Origin of the sequence: Flavobacterium sp., assembly GCF_965277525.1 — a bacterium.
Lineage (GTDB): Bacteria > Bacteroidota > Bacteroidia > Flavobacteriales > Flavobacteriaceae > Flavobacterium.
On the sequence record NZ_CBDIDC010000009.1, the window covers coordinates 346,357 to 370,826 of the forward strand.

Consider the following 24,470-nt stretch of genomic DNA (forward strand, 5'->3'; position numbering starts at 1 on the left):
ATTGATGAACTGGATTTTTTTTACGCAGATTTTGCAGATTTTGCTTTTAATCTGTTTAATCCTTTGTCGCGATAGCTATGGGAGTGGTTTTTATTTAAACCAAAATCTATGTTTCTATATTTAAAATTACACCAACGGATTAAAAAATATAACGTTTAAATGCTTCCATAGCGGCATATTGCGTCAAACCTAAATCACGAAATCGTGTTGCTGTTGTTTTATTTCGATCTTCAACACGCACCCAAAACTCTCTTGAATCATCACCCTGAAACATGACTCCGTCTTTTTGGGATTGATGATAAAATATGGCTGTTCTTTTTCTGATAACCTGACTCGGACTCATAGGTACTGCCATTTCGATTTCATGAATATCCCATTCGTGCCATGCCCCGCGGTACAACCAAACCCAACAATCATTCATATAAGGAAGATCTCTCATTTTTTCTAAAGACAAAAACAAAGCATCTAAACAGACTTTATGTGTTCCGTGAGGATCTGCCAAATCTCCGGCAGCGTAGATCTGATGTGGTTGTATCTCATCGATGCAATGCATCATAATAGCAATATCAGGATCAGATAATGCATTCTTTTTTATGGTTCCTGTTTCGTAAAACGGTAAATTAAGAAAATGAATATTTTTATCCGGAACATTAAAATAACGTGTTGCTCCTAAAGATTCTTTTTGTCTGATCAATCCTTTTAACTTTCTAAGTTCCGGAATATCGGAGACATTATTATTCCCCGCTTTAATAAAATCGATGATCGTTTTATAATAGTCACTTTCAGGATTAATCTCTAATCCCATTTCGGCAAATTTTAAAGCTTCATCATTCGAAACTGCTATATTTCCTGAGGTCTGATAGGCAATATGCACTTCATGACCTTGTGAAACCAATCGGTCAAAAGTTCCGCCCATAGAAATCACGTCATCATCAGGATGCGGACTAAAAATCAACACTCTTTTCTTTTCAGGCGTAGAACGTTCCGGTCGTTTTTCGAACTCAGAATTTGGTTTTCCACCTGGCCATCCTGTAATGGTATGCTGTAGTTTATTAAAAACACGAATGTTCAGGTCATAGGCCGTTTCATCATTTTCGATCAAACTTCCCATTCCGTGTTCGTGATAATCTTTTTCAGAAAGTTCTAAAATTGTTTTTGATGTTTCCTGACAAAGCCAAAATATTGCTTTATGGGTCAGGTTTTCATCCCATTCGCAATTGTCTACTAACCATGGTGTATTAATTCGGGTTAATAAAGAAGAAGCCTCTGTATCTAAAACAATTGTCGTTGCATTATGCAATTGCAGATAAGTTGCCGGCTTTTTAGATGTAATTTCACCTTCGACAGTTTCGCGAACAATCTCAGATTTATTTTGTCCCCAAGCCAGTAAAACAATTCTTTTAGCCTCAAAAATGGTCGAAATTCCCATTGTAATGGCTTTTTTAGGCACATTATCAATAGACAAAAAAGTTGGCGCAGCATCTCTTCTGGTTACAAAATCCAGGGTCACCATTCTTGTACTGGAATTAAAATGAGAACCAGGTTCGTTAAACCCAATATGCCCTGTTCTGCCAATTCCTAATAACTGAAAATCGATACCACCATAACGTTTTATTTTCTCTTCATACTCATTGCAGAAAACCGCACTTTCTTCTAAGGTTAAATTTCCTTGCGGGATGTTGACATTTTCCGGCAAAATATCAATATGCTTAAAAAGATATTCCTGCATGAAATAATAATAACTCTGGTAATTATCCGGGTTCATTTGATAATATTCATCCAGATTAAAAGTTACTACATTTTTAAAACTTAAGTTTTCTTCTTTATGCAATCGGATTAATTCTTCGTATACTTTTATCGGTGAAGACCCTGTTGCAAGCCCTAAAATAAAGGGTTCGCCATTTTTTTGTTTGGCTCTGATCAGAGAAGCTATTTCATTAGCAACGGCTATTGAACCTGTATTTGAACTTTCAAAAATTACATTATGTATTTTTTCAAATCTCGAATTTTCAAATTTACCTGGTTTATGGTAAGAAGTAGAAGTACTAACATTCATGATATTCTTTTTATAAAGTTAGATCACAAATATAGTAGAAAACGATAAAAAAACGCAAACAAATGCATTTTTTAATCATAAAATTTCAAATAACGCATAATAACGCATTTTTAATTAAAAAATACGAGCTCCGGCGTCTACAAAATTTTTGATTTTAGAGCTTTTAGGATTCAATTCTGTAACTATGGCATCGATCTTGTCAAGACCACAAACTTTATGAGGCATCTTGCCATTAATCTTGTCCGAAGTAGCCAAAACAATAACCTTATCAGAGGCATTAATCATTTCTTTTTTGACTACAGAAACTTCATAGCCTTTCTCCGTAATTCCCTGATTTACATCTAAACTACTTACTCCTATAAAGCAAACATCTGCCTTGATTTTAGACAACACCTGAACCACATCTATACCTACCGTTACCATCGCATTTTTCTGCAGTTTACCTCCAATAAAAATCAATTCTATATTAGGATGCTGTGACAATTGCATGGCAATAGGCAAGCTATAGGTATAAATGGTCGCAGAAAAATCAATTGGAATAAGTTTACAAAAAGATAAATTGGTTGTACCTCCGGTCATAATAATAACTTGTCCTTCACTTAAGAACGATAAAGCTTTTTGACCCACTATTATTTTCTTGTCTTCATTAATAATAGTAATATCAAATATATTATTAGACTTATCCTTGACCAGGAATGCCCCTCCGTATACCTTATTAATCAATCCTTTATTGTGCAATTCATTAAAATCCCTGCGGATTGTATCTTCTGAGATTTCCAATTCCAAAGCCAGATCAATGGTATTTATTTTTTCGGCTTCTTTAAATTTATCCATGATAAACTGATGCCTTTCTTTTTTCAACATTTTCTTTTTTTTAACAAATATAAAAATATATTGCGTTATTATGCATGTTCCGGTAAAACTAATTTAAAAACCAGATTTATACTCCCAAAAAAAATAAAAGTGAGATATTTATTATGCATTATTTTGCATTATTAAACATTTTAAATAAAAATATTGCACAAAATTGCATTTATTAAAAAATGTTTCTATATTTCCAATCTCTAACTAAACAAAAATTATAAAATGAAAAAACTATTATTTATTTTATTTGGAATTATTTTGTTTGCGCAACCCATTTTTGCTCAAACAAAAACCATAACCGGTACAATTACAAGTGAATCTGACGGACTTTCTCTACCAGGAGTATCTGTTCTTATTGAAGGAACATCAAAAAGTACCGTAACTGATTTTGACGGAAAGTTTAGCATTGCAGCAAAAGAAAACGAGACACTTGTTTTTAGCTTTATTGGATTCGCTTCTAAGAAAGTGAAAGTTTCTGCCAACTCTGCTGTAGTAAACCTTAAAATGGCCGAAGAAACAAACACGCTTTCTGAAGTTGTTGTATTAGGATCTACTGTGCGTGCTACTCGTAAAGAATTAGGAAACGCCGTTACAAGTTTAAAAGGTGAAGACTTGGTAAAGGCACAACCAGGCGGACTTTCTACAGCTTTGCAGGGTAAAATTGCCGGTGCTCAGGTTTCTCAGAACTCAGGTGATCCAGCAGGAGGTTTCAGCATTAAACTTAGAGGAACTTCTTCTATATTAGGATCTTCGGACCCTTTATATGTTATTGATGGGGTTGTTTTGAATAATGCTACCACAAACGTTACCAACCTGAATGTAACTTCCGGAAATTCTAATATGCAGATTGGTCAGAACAGATCATCAGATATTAATCCTAACGACATACAAAGTGTTGAAGTATTAAACGGAGGAGCCGCTGCAGCAATTTATGGTTCAAGAGCTGCAAATGGTGTTGTTTTGATTACCACTAAAAAAGGAGTTGCCGGTGAAACTAAATATACATTTTCTACTAGTGTAACTTCAAACCAAATTCGAAAAAAATTAGACATGAATATGTCTGACAAACAATTCGTAAGCACTTCACCGGCTTTGTTTCCTATTCAGGGCAATCCTGCAAGCGCAACAACGGTTAATGTATTAGGAAGAGATCTTGAAACCAGAACAACTAACGTTCAGCGATATGATTATCAGGATGACATTTTTACTACTGGTGTTGGAACGGATACTTATTTTTCGCTACAGGGTGGAGATGAAAAAACCAAATATTTTGCTTCGCTGGGTTATTTAGTAAACGAAGGAATTATAAAAAATACTGATTTTAAAAGAGCCGGTGCAAAAGTAAGATTGAAACATGATTTCAATTCAAAATTATCTGCTACCGTAGGATTGAATTATATCAATTCAGCATCAAACGAAAAACCGGATGGAAACGTTTTCTGGAGTCCAATAAACTCTATAAACATCACCAATAACATCTACGATATTAAGCAAAGAGATGCCAACGGTCATTTATTAGGCGTTGATCCTAACAGGATTAATCCGCTTTCTATTATAGATGATTTTAAAATACAGCAAAATACAGATCGTATTATTTCAGATTTACAATTGAACTATGTTCCGTTTAAAAACTTCAATGCCGATTTGATTTTTGGTTTAGACAATTACAACCAAAGAGGTAATGTATTTATTCCAAGATACACCTACACGGTAAATCCTGCTTATTATAATGATGGTTATGTTTCTGAAGCTACTAACAGAGTCGTACAATTCAACAACGATTTGAATTTAAGATACCTATATAATATCAACTCAAACTGGAAAGCAACGACTTATGCAGGTTATAATGTACAGACTTACCGTGATAATTTTGCAGCCATTGAAGGACGTAACTTAAAACCATTTATTGAAACTATAAATGCTTTTAATACTTTAATTCCAGGCTCACCAAGTTCCAGCCAGTCAAAATACAATTTATGGGGCTATTATCTTCAGGAAACTATTGGCTATAAAGATAAATTATACCTGACTGTTGCCGGAAGACAAGATGCATCGACTATCTTTTCAAGTGATAACAGGTCACAATTTTATCCAAAAGCAAGTGTGAGTTATGTACTTTCTGATGAAACATTCATGCAAAACATTCATGATGTAGTGAGTTCAGTTCGATTTAGAGGTTCCTGGGGTAAATCAGGTAGTTTAACGGCTATTAAACCTTATGCTCGTTTTACTAACTATTCTACCGGAACTCTTTTAGGAAATAGTACTTTTACTATCGAAGGATTCAAACAAGGTAATTTAGATTTAAGACCGGAACAAAGTGTTACTTACGAAGTTGGAGGTGATTTTGGGTTCTTGAAAGATCGTTTAAACTTATCTTTTAGTTATTATAATGCAGATATTGATGACTTATTATTACCGGTTCAGTTAGCAGCTTCTGAAGGAGCTACAAACACGATTAAAAACATTGGACAAATGAACAATAAAGGATTCGAATTGAATCTTAAATATGCTCTTATCCAAAAAGAAAACTTACATCTTGACGTTTTTGTAAACTATAGCAGCAATAGAAATAAAGTTACCGGATTACCGCAGCAACGTTTTAAATTAGACAGCAATTTAGCCGGAGCTCCTGTTTTTGTAGAGATGGATAAACCAGTAGGAATTTACTACGGTACTTACTTCGCCAGAAATCCGGACGGAAGTCTATTATTGACTCCTAATGGATATCCTCAAACGGAAAAAGGAAATGTAAATACCGGAGCTCCACAAAGAGATGCTAACGGACAACCGACAGGAACCATTTTAAACAAGCAAATTGGAAACCCAAATCCGGATTATATCATTTCGTTTGGAGCTAATTTAAATTACAAAAAGTTCAGTTTATCTGTATTATTTGATGGTGTTCAGGGCGTAGATGTTTTTGATGCTGATTACAGAACCAGACAAGGTGTTGGATCAGGAACATTAGTTCAAAAAGAACTTAACGGAGAATTACCACGTGGGTATATCTGGTCTGTTTATAATGTAGAAGAATTTAGAGTAGTTGACGGAAGTTACCTGAAATTAAGAGAAGTTTCTTTGAATTATTCTTTTGGAAAATTAAACAATTTCTTTAATGATTTAAGCATTACTGCAAGTGGTAGAAACCTGGTTTCATGGGACAAATTTACCAGTTTCGATCCGGAAACCAACTCAGGCGGGCAATCTTCAGTTGCGAAATACAATTTTGGAACAGTGCCAATTCCTAGTTCATATTCATTGGCCGTTAAAGTTCAATTTTAATCAAATAAAAATATCATGAAAAAAATATTCATCCCTATAATAGCTTTTGCATCCCTTTTAATCAGCTGCAACGAAGATTATTTAGACCCAACCAAACCCTCTCAGGAATTAGTTTTTGGTTCCAGAGAAGGAATCATTGGTGCCGCAAACGGATTGCAGCAACTTTGGAGTGTTGACAGAACAAGTCCGGTTTACAATACGATTACCGGTAACGGATTTACAACAAAAGAACTCCGACTTATAAACGCCGGAAATGTTGACGAGGGAGAACTTTCTGTGGGCGGTGACGTACTTTCTACAAAAAATGCTGTTGTAAATAATCTATGGTCACAATGTTTGGTCATCAAATCCGAATCGCAAAAAGTAATTGATCATATTGATGTTTTGACGGCAGAAACTGAAAAAGCAAGCGTTCTCGTTCATGCTACTATTTTTAAGGCAATGGCGCTCACCACTCTTGTTCAATATTTTCAGAGCGTTCCTTTAAAAACGGCTAAAAATGCCACTTTTGATACCAGAACTGATGTCTTAAACGAAGCGATTAAAATATTAAAAGCAACAGAACCTTTTCTGGATAAGGCAACCGGAGTTTCAGGTTTAGTAACTACTATTAACTATAAAAATACTGTTTATGCCCTTTTAGCCAGAACATATTTAATGATTGGGGATTATGACAATGCTATCGCATATGCAGGAAAAGTTGATCTTACAGTAAAATCTGTATTTGCATTTGATCAAATTAGTCCTAATCCAATCGCTTACGTTTCTATTACGACCAACAATGTATTTCAACCAGTCGATTTGACATTGGGATTACCAACAGCTTTAGCCCCTGCAAGTGCTGACGGAAGATTGAATTTTTATATTAAACCAGGTTCAAATCCTACAACTGCAACTGGTTTTTTTGATTCTAATTTAAAACCAATCCCTGTTTATTTACCTGGTGAAATGACGCTAATTGTAGCGGAATCATATGCCAGAAAAGATAATTTGCCCCAAGCTGTTATTGAACTAAATAAAGTTTTGACTAAAACTGCAGCAGCAGATGCTTACGGGATTGGAGCAAATCTTGCGCCATATACCGGAGTAGTTACCAAAGCTGCTGTTTTGACTGAAATTTACAGAAACCGTTGCATCGAAATGTACATGTCAGGTCTAAAATTCGAAGACAGCAGACGATTTGAACGTCCTGCTGCCGGAACAACCGGAGCCGAAAGAAACCGCAACTGGTATCCTTATCCGGATTCTGAAAGAAACAATAACTCTAATACCCCTGCTGATCCCGCAATATAAGACCTCCTAAAATCGAGGCATCCTGTGATGCCTCGATTTTTTATACTATAACCACAATTTATTTGTTATGAAAAATAAAAATCCTGAAACTGAGCAAGAATCTTTATACAAAGATTTAGACCAAATGACTGTCAAAGAACTTCTCAACAACATCAATACCGAAGATAAAAAGGTACCGCACATTATCGAACAGCAAATTCCCAAAATTGAAAAACTGGTAAAAGCGATCGTAAAAAAAATGCAGCTTGGCGGAAGATTGTTTTACATTGGAGCCGGAACTTCAGGTCGGATTGGAATTCTGGATGCTTCTGAATGTCCCCCTACTTTTGGAGTGCCACATGACATGATTATTGGTATTATTGCAGGAGGAGATACTGCTATTAGAAAAGCAGTTGAAAATGCCGAAGATGATAAAGAACAAGCCTGGAAAGATTTGGCTCAATATCAAATTTCGAGTTTGGATTTTATTATTGGAATTGCAGCGTCTGGCAACACTCCTTATGTATTAGGCGGACTTGAAAAAGCAAAAGAAAACAATATTAAAACCGGAAGTATTTCCTGTATCAGCGATGGTCTTATCGCTCAGGTTGCAGATCACCCGATAGAAGTTGTTGTTGGACCGGAATTTTTAACCGGAAGTACCCGTATGAAAGCCGGAACTGCTCAAAAATTGACCTTAAATATGATTTCTACCTCGGTTATGATTAAATTGGGAAAAATCAAAGGCAACAAAATGGTAGACATGCAATTATCTAACGAAAAATTAGTTAAAAGAGCCATTAAAATGATCATGGAAGAACTCAGCATCGAGTCTGATTTAGCAGCAGAACTTCTTCAAAAACACAAAAGTGTACGAGCTGTTTTGTTAGATCATAATGCTAAAAAATAATTTCCACAACTAACTCAAAACCAAAATGTCTTCAAGCACAATATTAATTTTTATAGTCGTCTATTTTGGTCTTTTGCTATTGATTTCGCATGTGATCAGCAAAAAAGGACAAGACAACGATTCGTTTTTTAAAGCCAATAAAAACTCGAAATGGTACTTAGTCGCTTTTGGTATGATTGGTACTGCATTATCCGGAGTTACATTTATTTCGGTTCCGGGTGAAGTGGGATCGCCAAACGGAGAACAATTTAAATATTTTCAGTTTGTATTAGGAAACGCTATCGGTTTTATCATCATTGCCAAAGTATTGCTTCCACTCTATTACCGCATGAACCTGACTTCTATTTACAGCTATATCGAACAAAGAATGGGTGTGAACAGTTACAAAACTGCGGCTTCGATTTTCCTGGTAAGCAGAACCGTAAGTTCGGCTTTTAGATTGTATCTGGTGATTATTGTTTTGCAGCGTTATGTTTTTGATTATTATGGAATCCCATTTCCAATGACGGTATTCCTGGCCTTAACCCTTATTTTTTTATACACTTATAAAAGTGGTTTAAAAACGATTATCATTACAGATACTTTACAAACTTTCTTTTTGGTTACTTCTGTTTTTATCACGATTTATTTTGTTTGCGACAGCCTTAATTTGAGTGTCATAGAATCTATTTCGACCATTAGAAAAAGTAATTATTCGCAAGTATTTTTCTTTGATGATTTCATGAACAGTAAATATCATTTTGTAAAACAAATTCTGGGGGGAATTTTTGTTACTATTGCCATGGTGGGCCTTGACCAGGATTTAATGCAAAAAAACCTGAGCTGTAAAAACATTGGAGAAGCACAAAAAAACATGTTTACTTTTACAGGCGTATTTGTACTGATCAATATTATTTTTTTAAGTTTAGGCGCTTTATTGTACATCTATGCAAATAAAAACGGAATTTCGGTACCGCTTGACTTCGTAACTAATAAACCAAGAACCGACTTACTTTTTCCTGAAATTGCGCTCAATCATTTATCACTTGTTCCCGCTTTTATTTTTCTTTTAGGAATTATAGCCGCCACTTTTGCAACAACAGATTCCGCTCTAACCGCTCTGACAACTTCATTTTGTGTAGACTTTATGGGAATGGACAAAACGGAGAACGCCTCTAATACGAATAATGTAAAAAGAAGACATTTGGTTCATTTCGGGTTTTCTATATTGTTGTTTCTCGTGATTATTGTTTTAAATTCTTTCAACGACAGTTCTGTAGTAGCCCTGATTTTCAAAGCGGCTTCTTACACTTACGGACCATTATTAGGATTATACGCTTTTGGATTATTGCAAAAATCAAGACGTGTAAATGACAAATTAGTTCCCGTACTGTGTATCGTGGCGCCTATTTTGACTTATTTTATTAGCGAACATTCAGCTTCACTTTTTGGATATACATTTGATAATGAACTGATAATACTAAACGGACTTTTTACTTATATTGGACTTTATTTTACCAGCAGCACTTCTGAAGAAAAAATATCCTTTTAAGTAGTTTGTATCCAAATTAATCTGATTTTAGCATTTCAATTGAAACTGTTTTCATAAAATTCAATTTTCATGAATAAAAATATTAAAGCACTTTATAAAATTGCCCAAAAAGAAACCCGAAAAATCATTGGGTTAATGTCAGGAACCTCTCTTGACGGACTCGATATTGCTTTATGCGAAATTTCAGGTTCCGGCGAAAACACCAAAGTCAAGGTAAGTCAATTTGAAACGGTTGATTATTCCGAAGAGATCAAAATAGAAATCCGTAAAGTTTTTGCTAAGAAAAATATCGATTTTCAACACTTGGTTGTACTCAACGAATGGATTGGTCTTTTGCATGCTGACATGATCAACAATTGTCTTCAAAAATGGAATATATCCTCACAAGAAGTCGATCTGATCGCTTCGCACGGACAAACTGTTTTGCATGCCCCTAAGTTTTTGCACCAACAGGAAAAATTTCCAAACGCTACTTTACAAATCGGAGATGGGGATCATATTGCCGTAAAAACCGGAATCATCACTTTGTCAGATTTTAGACAAAAACATATTGCAGCTGGTGGCGAAGGTGCTCCTTTAGCTGTTTATGGCGATTATTTTTTATTTGGAAAGAAAGGAGAAAACCGTATTATGCTTAACATGGGAGGTATTGCCAATTTTACCTTTTTACCCGCTTCTTTAAATCCAAAAGAAACTTTTGTAACGGATACAGGAACCGGAAATACTTTAATTGATCTTTTTGTAAAACAATATTATCCTGAAAAAAGCTATGACAAAGACGCTGAAATAGCCCAACAAGGAACGGTGAATGAAGTTTTATTAGACAATCTGAAAGACAATGCTTTTTTCTCTCAAAAGTTCCCAAAAACAATTGGACCGGAACTTTTTGGAGCTGAATATGTAAAAGCAGCGCTCTCAAAAAGCAATATCAACAATATTTCAGCTCCTGATTTATTAGCTACTTTAACCCGATTTAGTGCTGAAACAATTGCTGAAGCCATTCAATATTCTGTAAAAAGTTCTTCCTATCAACTTGAAGATTTCAAAATTTATATGTCTGGAGGAGGCACACATAATCCGTTATTAGTAAAATGGCTAAAAGAATTATTGCCTTGTAGTTTTTACAGAAGTGATGATCTCGGCATTTCCGGAGATGCCAAAGAAGCCGTTTTGTTTGCCATTTTGGCCAATGAAACAGTCGCTGGAGACGGATTTAATTTTGGTACTCAAAAAGGAATACCGTCTGTTACTATGGGCAAAATTTCACTGCCTGATTAAATCATTGTACATTTATAAGTACGCCTATTCTTTTTTGATTAGCTCTATTTTCGAAAATCAAATACCAGTATTTGTAGCATACTTTATACTATAGATTCTACTTTGGAGTTTAATCTTAGGTATTTTTATAAAAAAGGCATGATTTTTAAGGTGTAAACGATAAAAATATCAGATCAAAATTATAATTTCAAATAGTCCGCTAAAAAAACTATTTTTGGTTTCTGTTAAAAAAGATTAAAATGCATAAAAATCAGCACTTCATATTCTCTATACTATTTTTATTGTTCTTTAATTGGGGCGCCAATTCACAAGAAAAAATACTATACCCTAAAAACGAATTCAGAGGCGTATGGATTGCGACTGTGGTCAATATCGACTGGCCAAAAACAGCTAGTGACGGTGTTGAAAAAGAAAAAGCAGATTATTTAGAAATTTTAGATGCGTATAAAAAGCTAAATTATAACGCCGTAATTGTTCAGATCAGAAGTGTTGGAGATGCTTTTTATCCGTCAGAACTGGCACCCTGGTCGCGTTTCTTAACAGGTAAAGAAGGTCAGGCTCCAAATCCGTATTATGATACATTGGCCTGGATGATTGAAGAAGCACACAAAAGAGGTTTTGAGTTTCATGCGTGGCTAAATCCGTATCGCGCTACTTTCGACTTAAACAAGCAACAATTAAGTCCCAATAACGACGTATTCAAACATCCGGAATGGATGATAGAATATGCCGGAAAAATATATTACGACCCTGCATTGCCTGAGGTTCAGGAACATCTAACCAAAGTCGTAAAAGAAGTTGTTGATAAATACGATATCGACGCGATTCATTTTGATGATTATTTTTATCCTTACACTGTTCCGGGGAAAGTATTTAATGATACGGCATCCTTTAGAAAATATGGCGCAGGATTAAGCCTTGCTGATTGGCGTCGTGCGAATGTGAGCAATTTTGTACACACGATTTCAACTACAATCAAAGCCAGCAAACCCTGGGTTCAATTCGGAATTAGTCCGTTTGGAGTTTGGCGAAACAAATCAGTAGATCCTAAAGGTTCTGAAACACAATCAACTTCTAACTACGATGATTTATACGCAGATCCGGTTTTATGGATGGACCAAAAATGGATCGATTATATCCTGCCTCAATTGTATTGGAGTATGAACAACCCGAGGGCTTCTTATTCTAAACTAGTAAAATGGTGGTCTGAAAACTCTAATAATACAGCACTTTATATAGGTCATGCTTCTTACAAAATCAGAGGTGACAGCGATAAAAGCTGGAACTTTGTAAATGAAATCCCAACTCAGATTGATTTTGCCAGAAGTTTCAAAAAAGTAGGCGGAAGTGCTTATTTCAGTTCAAAATGGTTCATGAACAAAAACTTTGATCTTGTACGTATTTTAGAAGAAAACCAATACAAATATCCTGCGCTTCCTGCTCCGGTACCTAATTTAAAACACATCGTCATTGATATTCCGGTCGTAAATGAATATCAAAAAGACAGTGTACATTACGCTTTCAATATCAAGGCTCCGTTGAATACAAAGGTACGTTACATGGTAATTTACGGAGGCGAAAGCACATCGAAAGTAGACATTAACGATCCTTCAAAAATAATTGATAAAATTACCGTTTGTGAAACCAACGGAACGATTCAGTTTTCTATTCCAGCTGAAAAAATGAATCAGTACAAAGCTTGCGCTGTAACCTTTATTGATTATTTTGCAAACGAAAGTACACCAACTGCTATTGACTTAAAAAAGACATTTAAAATCTATTCCCCTGCTCAACCTAATGAAAACAGATAACAAACCCTGGTTCTGGATTCCGCTTCTCAATTTTGCATCTGGCTTACCTTATGCCGTAATTATCTCAGTTTCGGTAATTATGTATAAAAATCTGGGAATTTCAAATGAAGATATTGGCGTCTACACCAGTTTATTGTATTTGCCCTGGGTTATAAAACCGCTTTGGAGTCCGCTTATCGAAATTGTAGGAACCAAAAGAAAATGGTTTTTATCGATGCAGCTGATTATTTCAATTGCCTTTTTATTGGTTGGATTCACCATCCCTGCCAGCGGTTTTTTCATGATGACATTGGCGATTTTTTGGGTTGCTGCTTTTGCATCAGCCTCAAATGATATTGCCAGTGACGGATTTTATTTGTTAGTATTACCAGAAGACAAACAATCTTTTTTTATAGGAATCAGAAGTACCTTTTACAGACTTTCGATGTTGGCCGGAAACGGATTAATCGTGCTTTTGGCAGGCTATCTCGAACATAAATACGGAGACAACACTAAGGCATGGTCTTATACTATGATTTTTGTTGGTTTGCTAATGACTTTTATTACAGTCTATAATTATTTTTCGACTCCAAGAACAGAAATAAATGCGGGAGAAAAACCAAAAGACGTTAACGAGAAAAGCTTCATAACCATCTTTATCAGCTTTTTCAAGAAAAAACAAATTGGTTTAATATTGGCTTTTATATTATTGTTTAGATTAGGGGAATCGCAATTAATTAAAATGTTAAGTCCTTTTTTAATTGATCCCATAAGTGTGGGAGGAATGGGATTAGATACTCAGGATGTCGGAATCATTTATGGAACATTTGGCGTTGCAGCTTTAACTATTGGGGGGATTTTAGGCGGAATAGCTATTTCTAAACAAGGCCTTACCAAATGGATGTTGCCTATGATTCTGACAATGCATTTGCCTATTATTGGCTTCATATTATTGGCACATTTTCATCCTGCTTCAGTTTATTATATCTACGCAGTTGTCATAATTGAACAATTTGGTTACGGTTTTGGTTTTGCAGCATTTATGATGTATTTAATTCATGTAGCAGAAGGAGAATCAAAAACAGCACATTATGCTCTTGCAACCGGTTTTATGGCCTTGGGAATGATGTTACCTGGTATGCTAAGCGGTTTCATTCAAAAATATTTAGGCTACGGAAATTTCTTTATTTGGGTATTTCTGGCTACAATTCCCGGAATCATTTTATCCCGATTTATAACTTTCCCAAAAGATTTCGGTAAAAAAACAGCATAACAGCTATACATATAACGCCCATGGAAATCAATGAAAACATCCAGGTTGAACGAAACCTGAAAGCAATTGAATTTGAAAAAGCAGGAGTGATTGAGAAAGCAATTGCGTTATACGAAGAAAATATTACCGAAGGTTTTAAAGGAAATCATCCTTACGATCGATTGGCAACCCTCTACAAAAACCAACTAGATCTCGACAATGAGATTCGGGTATTAGAAAAAGCTATTATCGTGTACGAAGAAATTACTCTGGAAGACCGTCTGGAAGGCCTGCCTAAGCTTTTCCGTTTCAAAAACCGACTCGAAAAAGCCTTACACACCAAAACTCAGCTTGCCAAACAAAAGAAGAGCAAGCTTAAATAAGAATAACTTTTAGCCTATTTTATCATGATTACCTTAAAAAGAACGAATTCTGACGATATCGATTTTAAAAATCTGGTTGTTTTATTAGATCAGGATTTAAAAATCAGAGACGGAGAAGACCATAGCTTTTATAATCAATTTAATAAAACCGATACAATAAAACATGTTATCGTTTTTTATGAAAATGATATTGCAGTGGGTTGCGGTGCTTTTAGGGAAAAAGAAAGTGATACGGTTGAAATCAAGCGCATGTTTGTACATCCTGATTATCGCAAAAGAGGAATTGCATCTTCTATTTTAGCCGACTTAGAGCATTGGGCTGCTGAAGTAAATTATAAATACACCATTCTGGAAACAGGAAAAAATCAACCCGAAGCTATTAATTTATACCAAAAACTAGGCTATTCTGTAATCCCTAATTATCCTCCCTATGAAAGTATGGATAATAGTGTTTGCATGAAAAAAGCTTTATAATAACAAAACATGAAAAACCAGACCTTAATACAAAAAGTGGGACAATTCTTTTTTCCCGCAGTATTCATAAACGATAGCGAGGAAAATATTCAGGAAACTGAACGTTTAATAAAAGAACATAATATTGGCGGATTGACTTTTTTTCACAGTCGTGCCAGCGCAGCAACCAATTTCGAAAGCAAAAAGAAAATTGTTTTCAATGACGATAGTTATCAAAAAATAAAAGATCTCATTGTTCGTTACCAAAAAGCAGCGCCTACTCCACTTTTAATAAGTATTGACGCCGAATGGGGTTTAGCCATGCGCATCGAAAAAACGCCTCAATATCCTTATGCAATTACTCTTGGCGCTTTACCGGAGAATAAATCAAAATTGGTCTATGAAGTCGGAAAACAAATTGGTTTAGACCTGAAAGCAGCCGGAATTCATTATAATTTATCACCATTGGCAGATATCAATAACAACCCGAATAATCCGGTTATTGGGTATCGCTCTTTTGGTGAAGACAAACAAAAAGTTGCTGATTTTTCTGTAGAATACCTTAAAGGAATGTCAGAAGTTGGCATTTTGGGTTGCCTGAAACACTTTCCCGGACACGGAAACACCAATGTCGATTCGCATTTAGGATTACCTGTTTTAAATGAAACTTTAGAAGAATTATTAGAAAACGAATTATATCCTTTCATTAAAGGAATCGAAAACAATGTCGACTCAATTATGATCGGACATTTGGCTGTTCCGAGTTTAAATGACGGAAAAAATACCTCGGCTACTCTATCAAAACCTATTATCGAAATACTTTTACGCCAGCAACTGGGTTATGATGGTTTGGTAATTTCTGATGCCCTTAACATGCACAGCGTTTCTAAACTTTACGACATCAAAGGAGAACTGGAATGGGAAGCTTTCAACGCCGGAAATGATATTTTATGCTTTGCCGAAAATGTTCCAGAAGGTATTCAGGCCATCCTTAAAAATGCTTCTCCGGAACGTATTGAAGAAAGCTACAACAGAATCATGAACGCTAAAGAAAAAGTGGGAATACTTTCTGATGACACTTTTACTTCAGGTGAATTGAACTTCGAAAAAGCTTCAGCACTAAATTTTGAAATTGCTCAGAATTCAATCACAAAGATTATCAACAACCAGAATACAGCATTAGCTTTTGAAGCACAGAAAAACAATCAATTAGCGAAATTAAGTTTATACAAGAATATCGATAATACTTTCTTCCATACTTTAAATTCAACATTAGAATCTCCTGAATTTGCGTTCGAAAACTTAGAAACTTCTGATATAAAATCTATTGCAGCAGAATTAGAAAAATTCGAAACTATTATTATTGCATTGTTTGTTCCAAAGGCAAAACCTATGAATAATTTTGAAATTGATGATGAAGTTTTAGCATTAGTTTCAAACTTATTGCAAACTAAAAAATGTATCCTTTACGTTTTCGGAAATCCTTACGCATTGCCTATTATCCCTAATCTTAAAAAGGCTTCGGGATTAATTCAGGTGTACCAGGACTTTAATGAGTTTCAAAAAAATGCAGGAATTCAATTTCTTGAAAACGCAACTTGTAGCGGAAAACTACCTGTAAATATTGACTTACAATAAGTTATAAAAACAAAAACCCGAACAATAGCCAAATACTATCAATATATAAATATTTATAATCACTTCTTATTGCAAGTGCACTTAGTTATGACCTACTTTTGCACCAGAAATAAATTTTTAACGTAAAACGAAAAATATGTCTTTAGTAGGAAAAAAATTCCCAAGTATTGCAGTAGATGCTATCTCAGAAATGGGTGATAATTTAAAAATCAACATCTTTGAAGAAGCAGTAAACAACAACAAAAAAGTATTATTGTTCTGGTACCCAAAAGATTTTACTTTTGTATGCCCAACTGAATTACACGCCTTTCAAGCTGCATTACCAGAATTTGAAAAAAGAAATACTATCGTTATCGGAGCTTCATGCGACACAAACGAAGTACACTTTGCCTGGTTAAATACTCCAAAAAACAATGGTGGAATCGAAGGTGTAACGTACCCAATCTTAGCAGATACAAACCGTAACTTAGCTAATATTTTAGGTATCCTTGATATCGAATCTACAGAATACAGCGAAGAAACTGATTCAGTTATCATCGAAGGTTCAAATGTAACTTTCAGAGCTACTTACCTTATTGACGAAACTGGTAAAATCTTCCACGAAAGTGTAAACGATATGCCATTAGGCCGTAACGTAAACGAATACTTACGTATGGTTGATGCGTATACTCACATCCAGGAAAAAGGAGAAGTTTGTCCTGCAAACTGGGAAGCTGGTAAAGAAGCAATGAGCGCTGACAGAATCAGTACTGCTGAATACTTAAGCGCAAACTAATTTTTTATAAAGGTACAAAGGTTCAGAGGTACAAGTAGCAAAGGTTTTTTGCTGCGATTTACTAAGTTCTAAACTTAACACCCCCTGAACCTTTGCCACTTTAAATCATTCAAAATTTAACAGAGTAGAACAGCAACGAAGACAAACAAAGTTTCAAAAACTTTGTCCCTTTGAGCCTTTGCCACTTTGAACCCTAAAAAATAAACAAATGTTAATCGACTTAAACGAAGATACGTTAGCAGATTTAGTTGCTAAAAACGAAAAAGTAGTAGTACAATATTCAGCTTCATGGTGTGGAAATTGCCGTATTATGAAACCAAAATTCAAAAAATTAGCCACAGAAAATGAAGCTATCACTTTTGTTTTGGTTGATGCTGAAAATGCTCCGGAATCAAGAAAATTAGCCAATGTAAGCAACTTGCCAACATTCGCCACTTTCGTAAACGGAAAATTAGTTGGAGAAACTCAAACCAACAAACAAGAAGTTTTAATCGACCTGGTAAACGCTATTGCTTAATTAGATTATGAGACTTGCTTAGATTTTTAGACTACTTAGATTTCTGAAAATTTGAAAAGGTCTAAAAGGTCTAAGTAGTCTAACAATCTAAAAATATAGAAAATGAAATTACCCGTAATAAAGCAACTGACCCAATTTATCGAAGAAACGATCAGGATTATATCATTGAAACGATTGAAGTTCTCGAAGCAATGACTGAAATTCCTTCTCTAAAAGATGAAGAATTAGATGTAATTGGCGAATTAATATCCAATATGTATGGCGCACTTGAAGTACACAAAATGGTAGTTCAGGGTACTGATAAAAAAGAAGCTTTAAATGCGTTCATGAAACGTGTTTTAGGCTCTATCGATAAATAATCGAGCACTACAAATTAAAGAAAACATGACCTGAAAAACGCTTTCATTCCAAGAGAGCGTTTTTTTTATTTCCACTTTTCAGCATAATCTTTTCATCCTGAACGAAGTCGAAGGATCACAAGAAACTCCTCAATCAAAGTCTAAAAATTAAAACCATCCGGGCGAGACACCATTTAAAAAAGTGGGCCAAAATACTTTATCTACATTCGCCCACTTTCTCAAATGTTGTCGGGCTATCCGCGCTACTTCGGTAGCCTGCTCCTATCCCTCTCGCGGGCATCTTAGTAACATAACAGTAATCTTGTCATCCAGACGCAAGGAAGGATCACACAAGAAACAACTGTCACCCTGAGGCGAAGTCGAAGGCTTCAAGGTACAAAAGGTCTTCGGCTCCATTCAGACAGACAAAATAAGAACAATAAACTCCCCGCAATTTAATCCTAACAAATCCGTTTAAATCCTTAAAATCTGCGTGCCATCAACCGGAATTTCTGCTAATCTTAAAACTCGCCTAATTCTGTTCACAACGACAACAAATACTTTTAGATTCAAATATTAATCCTTACTTTTGAACCTCATAAAAAATTAAAAATCATGGCTTCAATAACATTGGGAGGAAATCCTATTCATACTTCAGGCGAATTACCAACAGTTGGATCACAACTAGCTGATTTCAAATTAGTACAAAACGATTTGTCAGTTGCTTCATTAAGTAACTTCGCAGGAAAAAAATTAGTTTTAAATATTTTTCCAAGTGTTGACACAGGAACTTGTGCAACTTCTGTTAGAAAATTCAACGAAAGCGCAAGTGGTTTAGAAAACACAACTGTTTTATGCATTTCAAGAGATTTACCATTTGCTCAAAAACGTTTTTGTGGAGCTGAAGGATTAGAAAATGTAGTAAACTTATCTGATTTTCAGGCAGGAACTTTTGGTAAAACAAATGGTTTAGAAATTGTTGACGGGCCTTTAGCAGGTTTACACTCAAGAGCTATTATTGTTGTTGATGAAAATGGAAAAATCACTCATACGGAACAAGTTGCTGAAATTGCAAACGAACCAAATTACGAAGCAGCTTTAGCAGCACTATAATACCTATAAATGGAATTTCAAAAAGATAATACTTTTGTTACAGGCCGATTAAAAAGCATGACGTATGCTTTTAACGGAGCTGTAAAACTTATTCGAACAGAACACAGCATTATGGTTCAATTCTCATTGGGAATTTTAATGACCATTGCCGGATTCTATTTTCATATTTCACAAACCGAATGGCTATGTCAAACCTTAGCCATTGGTTTAGTTTTAAGTGTTGAAGGACTAAATACGGCAGTTGAAAAAATTGCCGATTTTATTCATCCTAATTATCATGAAAGAATCGGTTTTATTAAAGATATTGCTGCAGGGGCGGTATTTTTTGCCGCAATGACAGCAATAGCAATAGGCTTGATCATTTATATCCCAAAATTCATATAGGCAACAGGAAACGCAAGAATGGCAAAAACAACAAAAAAAGAAACAGTAGACAAAAAAAACGAACCAAAAACTGAGACACTAAAATCTTGGAGGCCCAACAAACAGCAACGTTTTGTTTTGGGATGTCTTTTGGTACTGTTTTCTATCTCATTATTAGTCGCATTTATTTCTTTTTATGTCAACGGACAATGGCAGACGGACCAAAGTGCAGTAAGCCAGCTTGGCTATCGTTCTGAAATAGTGCAAAACTGGCTCGGAAAATTCGGCGCTTATCTTGCTGACCTACTTGTATACAGAGGTTTTGGAATTGCTTCTTTTGTACTGGTACGCCTATTTTTTCTTACCGGAATGTTCTTAGCTTTAGAATTGTCTCTAAAAAAACTAAAAGGCATCTGGTTCTGGGATTTATTTGCCATTATCATCATCTCCGTTTTGTTCGGATTTTTCGCCACTTCAGCACCTGAATTGGGCGGAACAATTGGTTATGAACTGAATTTATTCCTTCAGGATTATATCGGAAAAACAGGCACTTTATTGACGTTGCTTTTCGGTTTAATCATCTATTTGATCTTTAAAATTAAATTATCTCCGGAGAAAATTCAGTCCTATTTTGATTCTACAAAAAGGGAATTAAAATCAGAATTAGGTTCTCTAAAGCCTCAACAGGCAGAAAGTGCTTATAATCTCGAAGAATTTGCTATTGAAGAGGATCCCGAATTAGACAATATTCATTTAAAATCTGATGTTACACAATTCGAGATCAACAAAGAAGCCTTAAAACCTACTATAAATCATTCTTCTGAAATCGATTTGAATCCGGTTGCAAAACCACTTCAAATGGAAATAAAACCGACAACAGTCGCTCCTGTGGTACACACAGAAGAATTTGTTATCGAAAAAGCCGAGGAAGAAGATATTATTGAAGAAAATCTGGCTTCTCGTTTAGTTGCTGATTTTGGATTATTTGACCCAACTTTAGATTTATCAAATTATAAATTCCCAACCATCGATTTATTAAAAGAATATTCGACGGGCGGAATTACGATCAATCAGGAAGAATTAGAAGAAAATAAAAACAAAATTGTAGATACACTTCGCAACTACAAAATTGAAATTGCCCAGATCAAAGCAACCGTTGGTCCATCGGTAACTTTATACGAAATTGTTCCGGAAGCCGGAATCAGAATCTCTAAAATTAAAAGTTTAGAAGATGATATTGCCTTATCACTTTCGGCATTAGGAATTCGTATTATTGCACCAATTCCAGGAAAAGGAACAATTGGTATCGAGGTGCCAAACAAGAATCCAACCATGGTTTCTATGAAAAGCGTTATTGGATCAGCGAAATTTCAGGAAGCTGAAATGGAATTACCAATTGCTTTAGGAAAAACAATTTCGAACGAAACATTTGTTGTCGATTTAGCCAAAATGCCCCACTTATTGATGGCAGGAGCTACCGGACAAGGAAAATCTGTTGGATTAAATGCTGTTTTAACATCACTTCTATACAAAAAACATCCAGCCGAAGTTAAATTTGTTTTGGTTGACCCTAAAAAAGTGGAGTTAACATTATTTAATAAAATTGAAAGACATTATTTAGCCAAACTTCCCGATACTGATGATGCAATTATTACTGACAATGCAAAAGTAGTCAATACCTTGAACTCACTTTGTGTTGAAATGGATAATCGTTATTCGTTATTAAAAGATGCGATGGTTCGTAATATCAAAGAATACAACGATAAATTTAAAGCCCGAAAATTAAATCCTGAGGCCGGCCACCGATTTTTACCTTATATAATATTGGTTGTCGATGAGTTCGCCGATTTGATTATGACTGCCGGTAAAGAAGTCGAAATCCCGATTGCGCGTCTGGCTCAATTGGCGCGTGCTATTGGTATTCACCTTATTATTGCCACACAAAGACCTTCTGTTAATGTTATTACAGGTTTAATTAAAGCGAATTTCCCTGCTAGAATTGCTTTTAGGGTAACCTCTAAAATTGACTCCAGAACTATTCTGGATACTCAGGGAGCTGATCAGTTAATTGGACGTGGAGATTTATTATATACCAACGGAAATGATGTGGTACGTGTACAATGTGCTTTCATTGATACTCCTGAGGTCGAAAAAATTACGGATTTTATTGGTTCGCAAAAAGCATATGCCACAGCTTATTTGCTTCCGGAGTTTGTTGGGGAAGAAACTGGCATTAATCTTGATATGGATATTTCCGAAAGAGATACTTTATTTAGAGAAGCTGCTGAGATTATTGTCAATGCACAACAAGGTTCTGCTTCATTATTGCAAAGAAAATTAAAATTAGGGTACAACAGGGCCGGTCGTTTGATCGATCAGCTGGAAGCAGCTGGAATTGTTGGACCATTTGAAGGCAGTAAAGCAAGAAGTGTGAACATATCTGATTTAAGTGCTCTTGATCAATTTTTTAATAATGAACAAAATTAATCCCATCATGAAAACAAAAATTCAGGAAATCCAAAACAATTCTATTACTAAGATGACTAAAAAGTGCTTTCAAATGGCCGTTATATTGCTATTGAGCTTCACTTCTATTCAGGCTCAGGATAAAAAAGCCAAAGATTTATTGAACGAAGTGACTGCCAAGATAAAAAGCTACGATAATATTGTTATTGATTTTAAATATTCCCTGAACAACACCAAAGAAAACATCAATCAGGACAGTAAAGGAAACGTAACGATGAAAGGCAATCAATATGTATTGAATTTTATGGGCGTTACTAAAATCTTTGATGGTCAAAAAACATATACGATTGTCCCTGAAGACGAAGAAGTTACTGTTTCTAAAGTCAACGAAAAAGATGATGCTGCCATAACACCATCAAAAATGCTTACTTTTTTTAACTCCGGTTACAAATACAATATGGATATTGTACAAAACGTAAAAGGAAGAAAAATTCAATACATCAAATTAGCGCCTACAAATGCAAAAGACCAAAGAAAAGAAATCCTTTTAGGTATTGACATTCAAACAAAACACATCTACAATTTAATTGAAACAGGTAAAAACGGAACAAAAACCACTTTAACCGTTAATTCTTTTAAAACCAATCAGCCTTTATCAAAAAATCAATTTACATTTGTAGCGAGCAAATATCCAAAATACTACATCAATAAATTAGACTAATTACAAGGTTGAAAATTTTAGACAAATATTTACTAAAGACATTCCTGATTACATTTGCTACGGTATTTGTAATCCTTTTTTTTATATTTATACTTCAAACTGTCTGGCTCTTTATCTCTGAACTTGCAGGTAAAGATCTGGATTTGATTTTGATTGTAAAATTCCTCTTATTCTCAATGCCCCGAATAATTCCGTTGGTTTTACCATTGTCGGTTTTACTTGCATCGATTATGACATTTGGAAACTTAGCCGAGAATTATGAATTCGCAGCCATGAAATCTTCAGGGATATCCCTTCAAAGAGCAATGCGTGTTTTGATCGTTTTTATCTTTGTTTTAAGTATCGTTGCCTTTTGGTTTGCCAACAATGTGATTCCGTATGCGGAATATAAATTCATCAATTTTCGAAAAAATATTGCCCAAGCCAAACCTGCAATGGCAATTGCTGAAGGTCAGTTTAATGATGTTGGCTTTTATAACATCAAAGTAAACAAAAAGTCCGGTGAGAACGGAAATATTCTGACCGGAGTTACTATTCATGAAAAACCAAATAACGTTGGCGAAAACAAAACTGTTATTAAGGCTAAGAATGGTAAATTAATGAGTAGTGAAAAGTCCAGTATTTTAAAACTAGTATTAAATGATGGTTATTACTATCAGGACGTTACTCCAAAAAAATATGAAGATCGGGCGAAATTACCTTTTATAAAAGCGGCGTTTAAAAAACAGATTATCAACATTGATTTATCTGAATTAAACAAAGTTGATGAAGATAAAGAAAACATAGGCAGCACTAACGCGATGCTGAATGTTAATGAATTACGGTACACTTTAGACTCATTGAACAAAAATCTGGAAAATGAGGTTATTTCTTTTTCAGAGAATATCAATCAGCGTGTTGGAATTAGAAAATCTCCAATTCCGATAAAGACTGATAAAAAGAAAAAGCAGTTACCTAACAATATTCTATCTTTATATACAAACAAACAGAAATCAGATGTTCTGAAAATGGCTAGCAGTAATGTTACCAGTACTATTTATTCGATTGAAACCACTCAAAAAGATCTAAAAGACAAACAACGAGAAATCAATAAACATTTAACTGCTTTATACGAGAAGTTTGTAATTGCTTTTGCCTGCTTTTTAATGTTCTTTATTGGAGCTCCATTGGGTGCTATTATCCGAAAAGGAGGACTTGGTTTGCCAATTGTCTTTGCTGTTTTAATCTTTATTACTTTCCACTTTATCAATACTTTTGGAAAAAGACTTTCTCAGGAAGGCGGAATGTCTCCTTTTATGGGGTCATGGATGTCCTCTTTTGTATTGCTTCCATTGGCTGTATTATTAACGTATCGTGCAACAAACGACAACGGATTAATCAACTTTGATGCTATTACAACTCCAATTTCACAACTATTTCAAAAAATTTCGGAGCGGTTTTTCCCTGCTCAAAATCAAAAATAATT

19 protein-coding genes and 1 pseudogene are annotated in these 24,470 nt (G+C 34.9%); 18 read left to right on the top strand and 2 right to left on the bottom strand.

What is annotated here, in order from left to right; genetic code table 11:
• Positions 1 to 139 precede the first annotated feature (139 nt).
• Together nagB and ACQY44_RS18630 are read right to left on the bottom strand one after the other, a co-directional pair.
• The gene (nagB, locus tag ACQY44_RS18625; protein WP_428231803.1) at positions 140 to 2,056 is read right to left on the bottom strand and encodes a glucosamine-6-phosphate deaminase; all 1,917 of its coding nucleotides are present in this window, start codon (positions 2,054 to 2,056) and stop codon (positions 140 to 142) included.
• 114 nt (positions 2,057 to 2,170) lie between these two features.
• The gene (locus ACQY44_RS18630; protein WP_428231804.1) at positions 2,171 to 2,920 is read right to left on the bottom strand and encodes a DeoR/GlpR family DNA-binding transcription regulator; all 750 of its coding nucleotides are present in this window, start codon (positions 2,918 to 2,920) and stop codon (positions 2,171 to 2,173) included.
• 222 nt (positions 2,921 to 3,142) lie between these two features.
• Between ACQY44_RS18630 and ACQY44_RS18635 the strand changes: the two genes are divergently transcribed.
• From ACQY44_RS18635 to ACQY44_RS18720, 18 genes and pseudogenes are all read left to right on the top strand, one after another.
• The gene (locus tag ACQY44_RS18635) at positions 3,143 to 6,205 is read left to right on the top strand and encodes a SusC/RagA family TonB-linked outer membrane protein (RefSeq protein WP_428231805.1); all 3,063 of its coding nucleotides are present in this window, start codon (positions 3,143 to 3,145) and stop codon (positions 6,203 to 6,205) included.
• A gap of 15 nt (positions 6,206 to 6,220) precedes the next feature.
• On the top strand, positions 6,221 to 7,498 hold the full coding sequence (locus tag ACQY44_RS18640; protein ID WP_428231806.1) for a RagB/SusD family nutrient uptake outer membrane protein: 1,278 nt from the start codon (positions 6,221 to 6,223) through the stop codon (positions 7,496 to 7,498).
• 67 nt (positions 7,499 to 7,565) lie between these two features.
• Positions 7,566 to 8,387 (top strand): N-acetylmuramic acid 6-phosphate etherase, encoded by an 822-nt coding sequence (murQ, locus tag ACQY44_RS18645; protein WP_428231807.1) that lies wholly within the window; start codon positions 7,566 to 7,568, stop codon positions 8,385 to 8,387.
• 25 nt (positions 8,388 to 8,412) lie between these two features.
• On the top strand, positions 8,413 to 9,918 hold the full coding sequence (locus tag ACQY44_RS18650; protein WP_428231808.1) for a sodium:solute symporter: 1,506 nt from the start codon (positions 8,413 to 8,415) through the stop codon (positions 9,916 to 9,918).
• Positions 9,919 to 9,987: 69 nt separating this feature from the next.
• The gene (locus ACQY44_RS18655; protein ID WP_428231809.1) at positions 9,988 to 11,196 is read left to right on the top strand and encodes an anhydro-N-acetylmuramic acid kinase; all 1,209 of its coding nucleotides are present in this window, start codon (positions 9,988 to 9,990) and stop codon (positions 11,194 to 11,196) included.
• Positions 11,197 to 11,435: 239 nt separating this feature from the next.
• On the top strand, positions 11,436 to 13,007 hold the full coding sequence (locus ACQY44_RS18660) for a glycoside hydrolase family 10 protein (protein WP_428231810.1): 1,572 nt from the start codon (positions 11,436 to 11,438) through the stop codon (positions 13,005 to 13,007).
• A complete protein-coding gene (locus tag ACQY44_RS18665) occupies positions 12,994 to 14,259 on the top strand; it encodes an MFS transporter (RefSeq protein ID WP_428231811.1) in 1,266 nt (421 codons plus the stop codon). Before ACQY44_RS18660 ends, ACQY44_RS18665 begins: the two co-directional genes overlap by 14 nt.
• 20 nt (positions 14,260 to 14,279) lie before the next feature.
• Complete coding sequence (locus tag ACQY44_RS18670; protein ID WP_428231812.1) at positions 14,280 to 14,621, top strand: hypothetical protein; 342 nt, start codon at positions 14,280 to 14,282, stop codon at positions 14,619 to 14,621.
• A gap of 24 nt (positions 14,622 to 14,645) precedes the next feature.
• A complete protein-coding gene (locus ACQY44_RS18675) occupies positions 14,646 to 15,095 on the top strand; it encodes a GNAT family N-acetyltransferase (protein WP_428231813.1) in 450 nt (149 codons plus the stop codon).
• Between the two features lie 9 nt (positions 15,096 to 15,104).
• A complete protein-coding gene (locus tag ACQY44_RS18680) occupies positions 15,105 to 16,712 on the top strand; it encodes a glycoside hydrolase family 3 protein (protein WP_428231814.1) in 1,608 nt (535 codons plus the stop codon).
• Positions 16,713 to 16,848: 136 nt separating this feature from the next.
• Positions 16,849 to 17,487, top strand: coding sequence for a peroxiredoxin (locus tag ACQY44_RS18685; protein WP_428231815.1), 639 nt, complete (start codon positions 16,849 to 16,851; stop codon positions 17,485 to 17,487).
• Between the two features lie 208 nt (positions 17,488 to 17,695).
• Entirely contained in the window at positions 17,696 to 18,004 is a 309-nt protein-coding gene (locus ACQY44_RS18690) for a thioredoxin family protein (protein ID WP_072964537.1), read from the top strand.
• Positions 18,005 to 18,106: 102 nt separating this feature from the next.
• Positions 18,107 to 18,363 (top strand): annotated as a pseudogene (locus ACQY44_RS18695) (DUF6952 family protein).
• Positions 18,364 to 18,957: 594 nt separating this feature from the next.
• Positions 18,958 to 19,455 carry a thiol peroxidase gene (tpx, locus tag ACQY44_RS18700; protein ID WP_428231816.1) on the top strand — a complete coding sequence of 166 codons (498 nt, stop codon included), beginning with the start codon at positions 18,958 to 18,960 and terminating at the stop codon, positions 19,453 to 19,455.
• Between the two features lie 9 nt (positions 19,456 to 19,464).
• Complete coding sequence (locus ACQY44_RS18705) at positions 19,465 to 19,839, top strand: diacylglycerol kinase (protein ID WP_072964539.1); 375 nt, start codon at positions 19,465 to 19,467, stop codon at positions 19,837 to 19,839.
• Between the two features lie 18 nt (positions 19,840 to 19,857).
• A complete protein-coding gene (locus tag ACQY44_RS18710; RefSeq protein WP_428231817.1) occupies positions 19,858 to 22,305 on the top strand; it encodes a DNA translocase FtsK in 2,448 nt (815 codons plus the stop codon).
• Between the two features lie 7 nt (positions 22,306 to 22,312).
• Positions 22,313 to 23,005 carry a LolA family protein gene (locus ACQY44_RS18715; protein WP_428231818.1) on the top strand — a complete coding sequence of 231 codons (693 nt, stop codon included), beginning with the start codon at positions 22,313 to 22,315 and terminating at the stop codon, positions 23,003 to 23,005.
• A gap of 8 nt (positions 23,006 to 23,013) precedes the next feature.
• A complete protein-coding gene (locus tag ACQY44_RS18720) occupies positions 23,014 to 24,468 on the top strand; it encodes an LptF/LptG family permease (protein ID WP_428231819.1) in 1,455 nt (484 codons plus the stop codon).
• Positions 24,469 to 24,470: the final 2 nt, after the last annotated feature.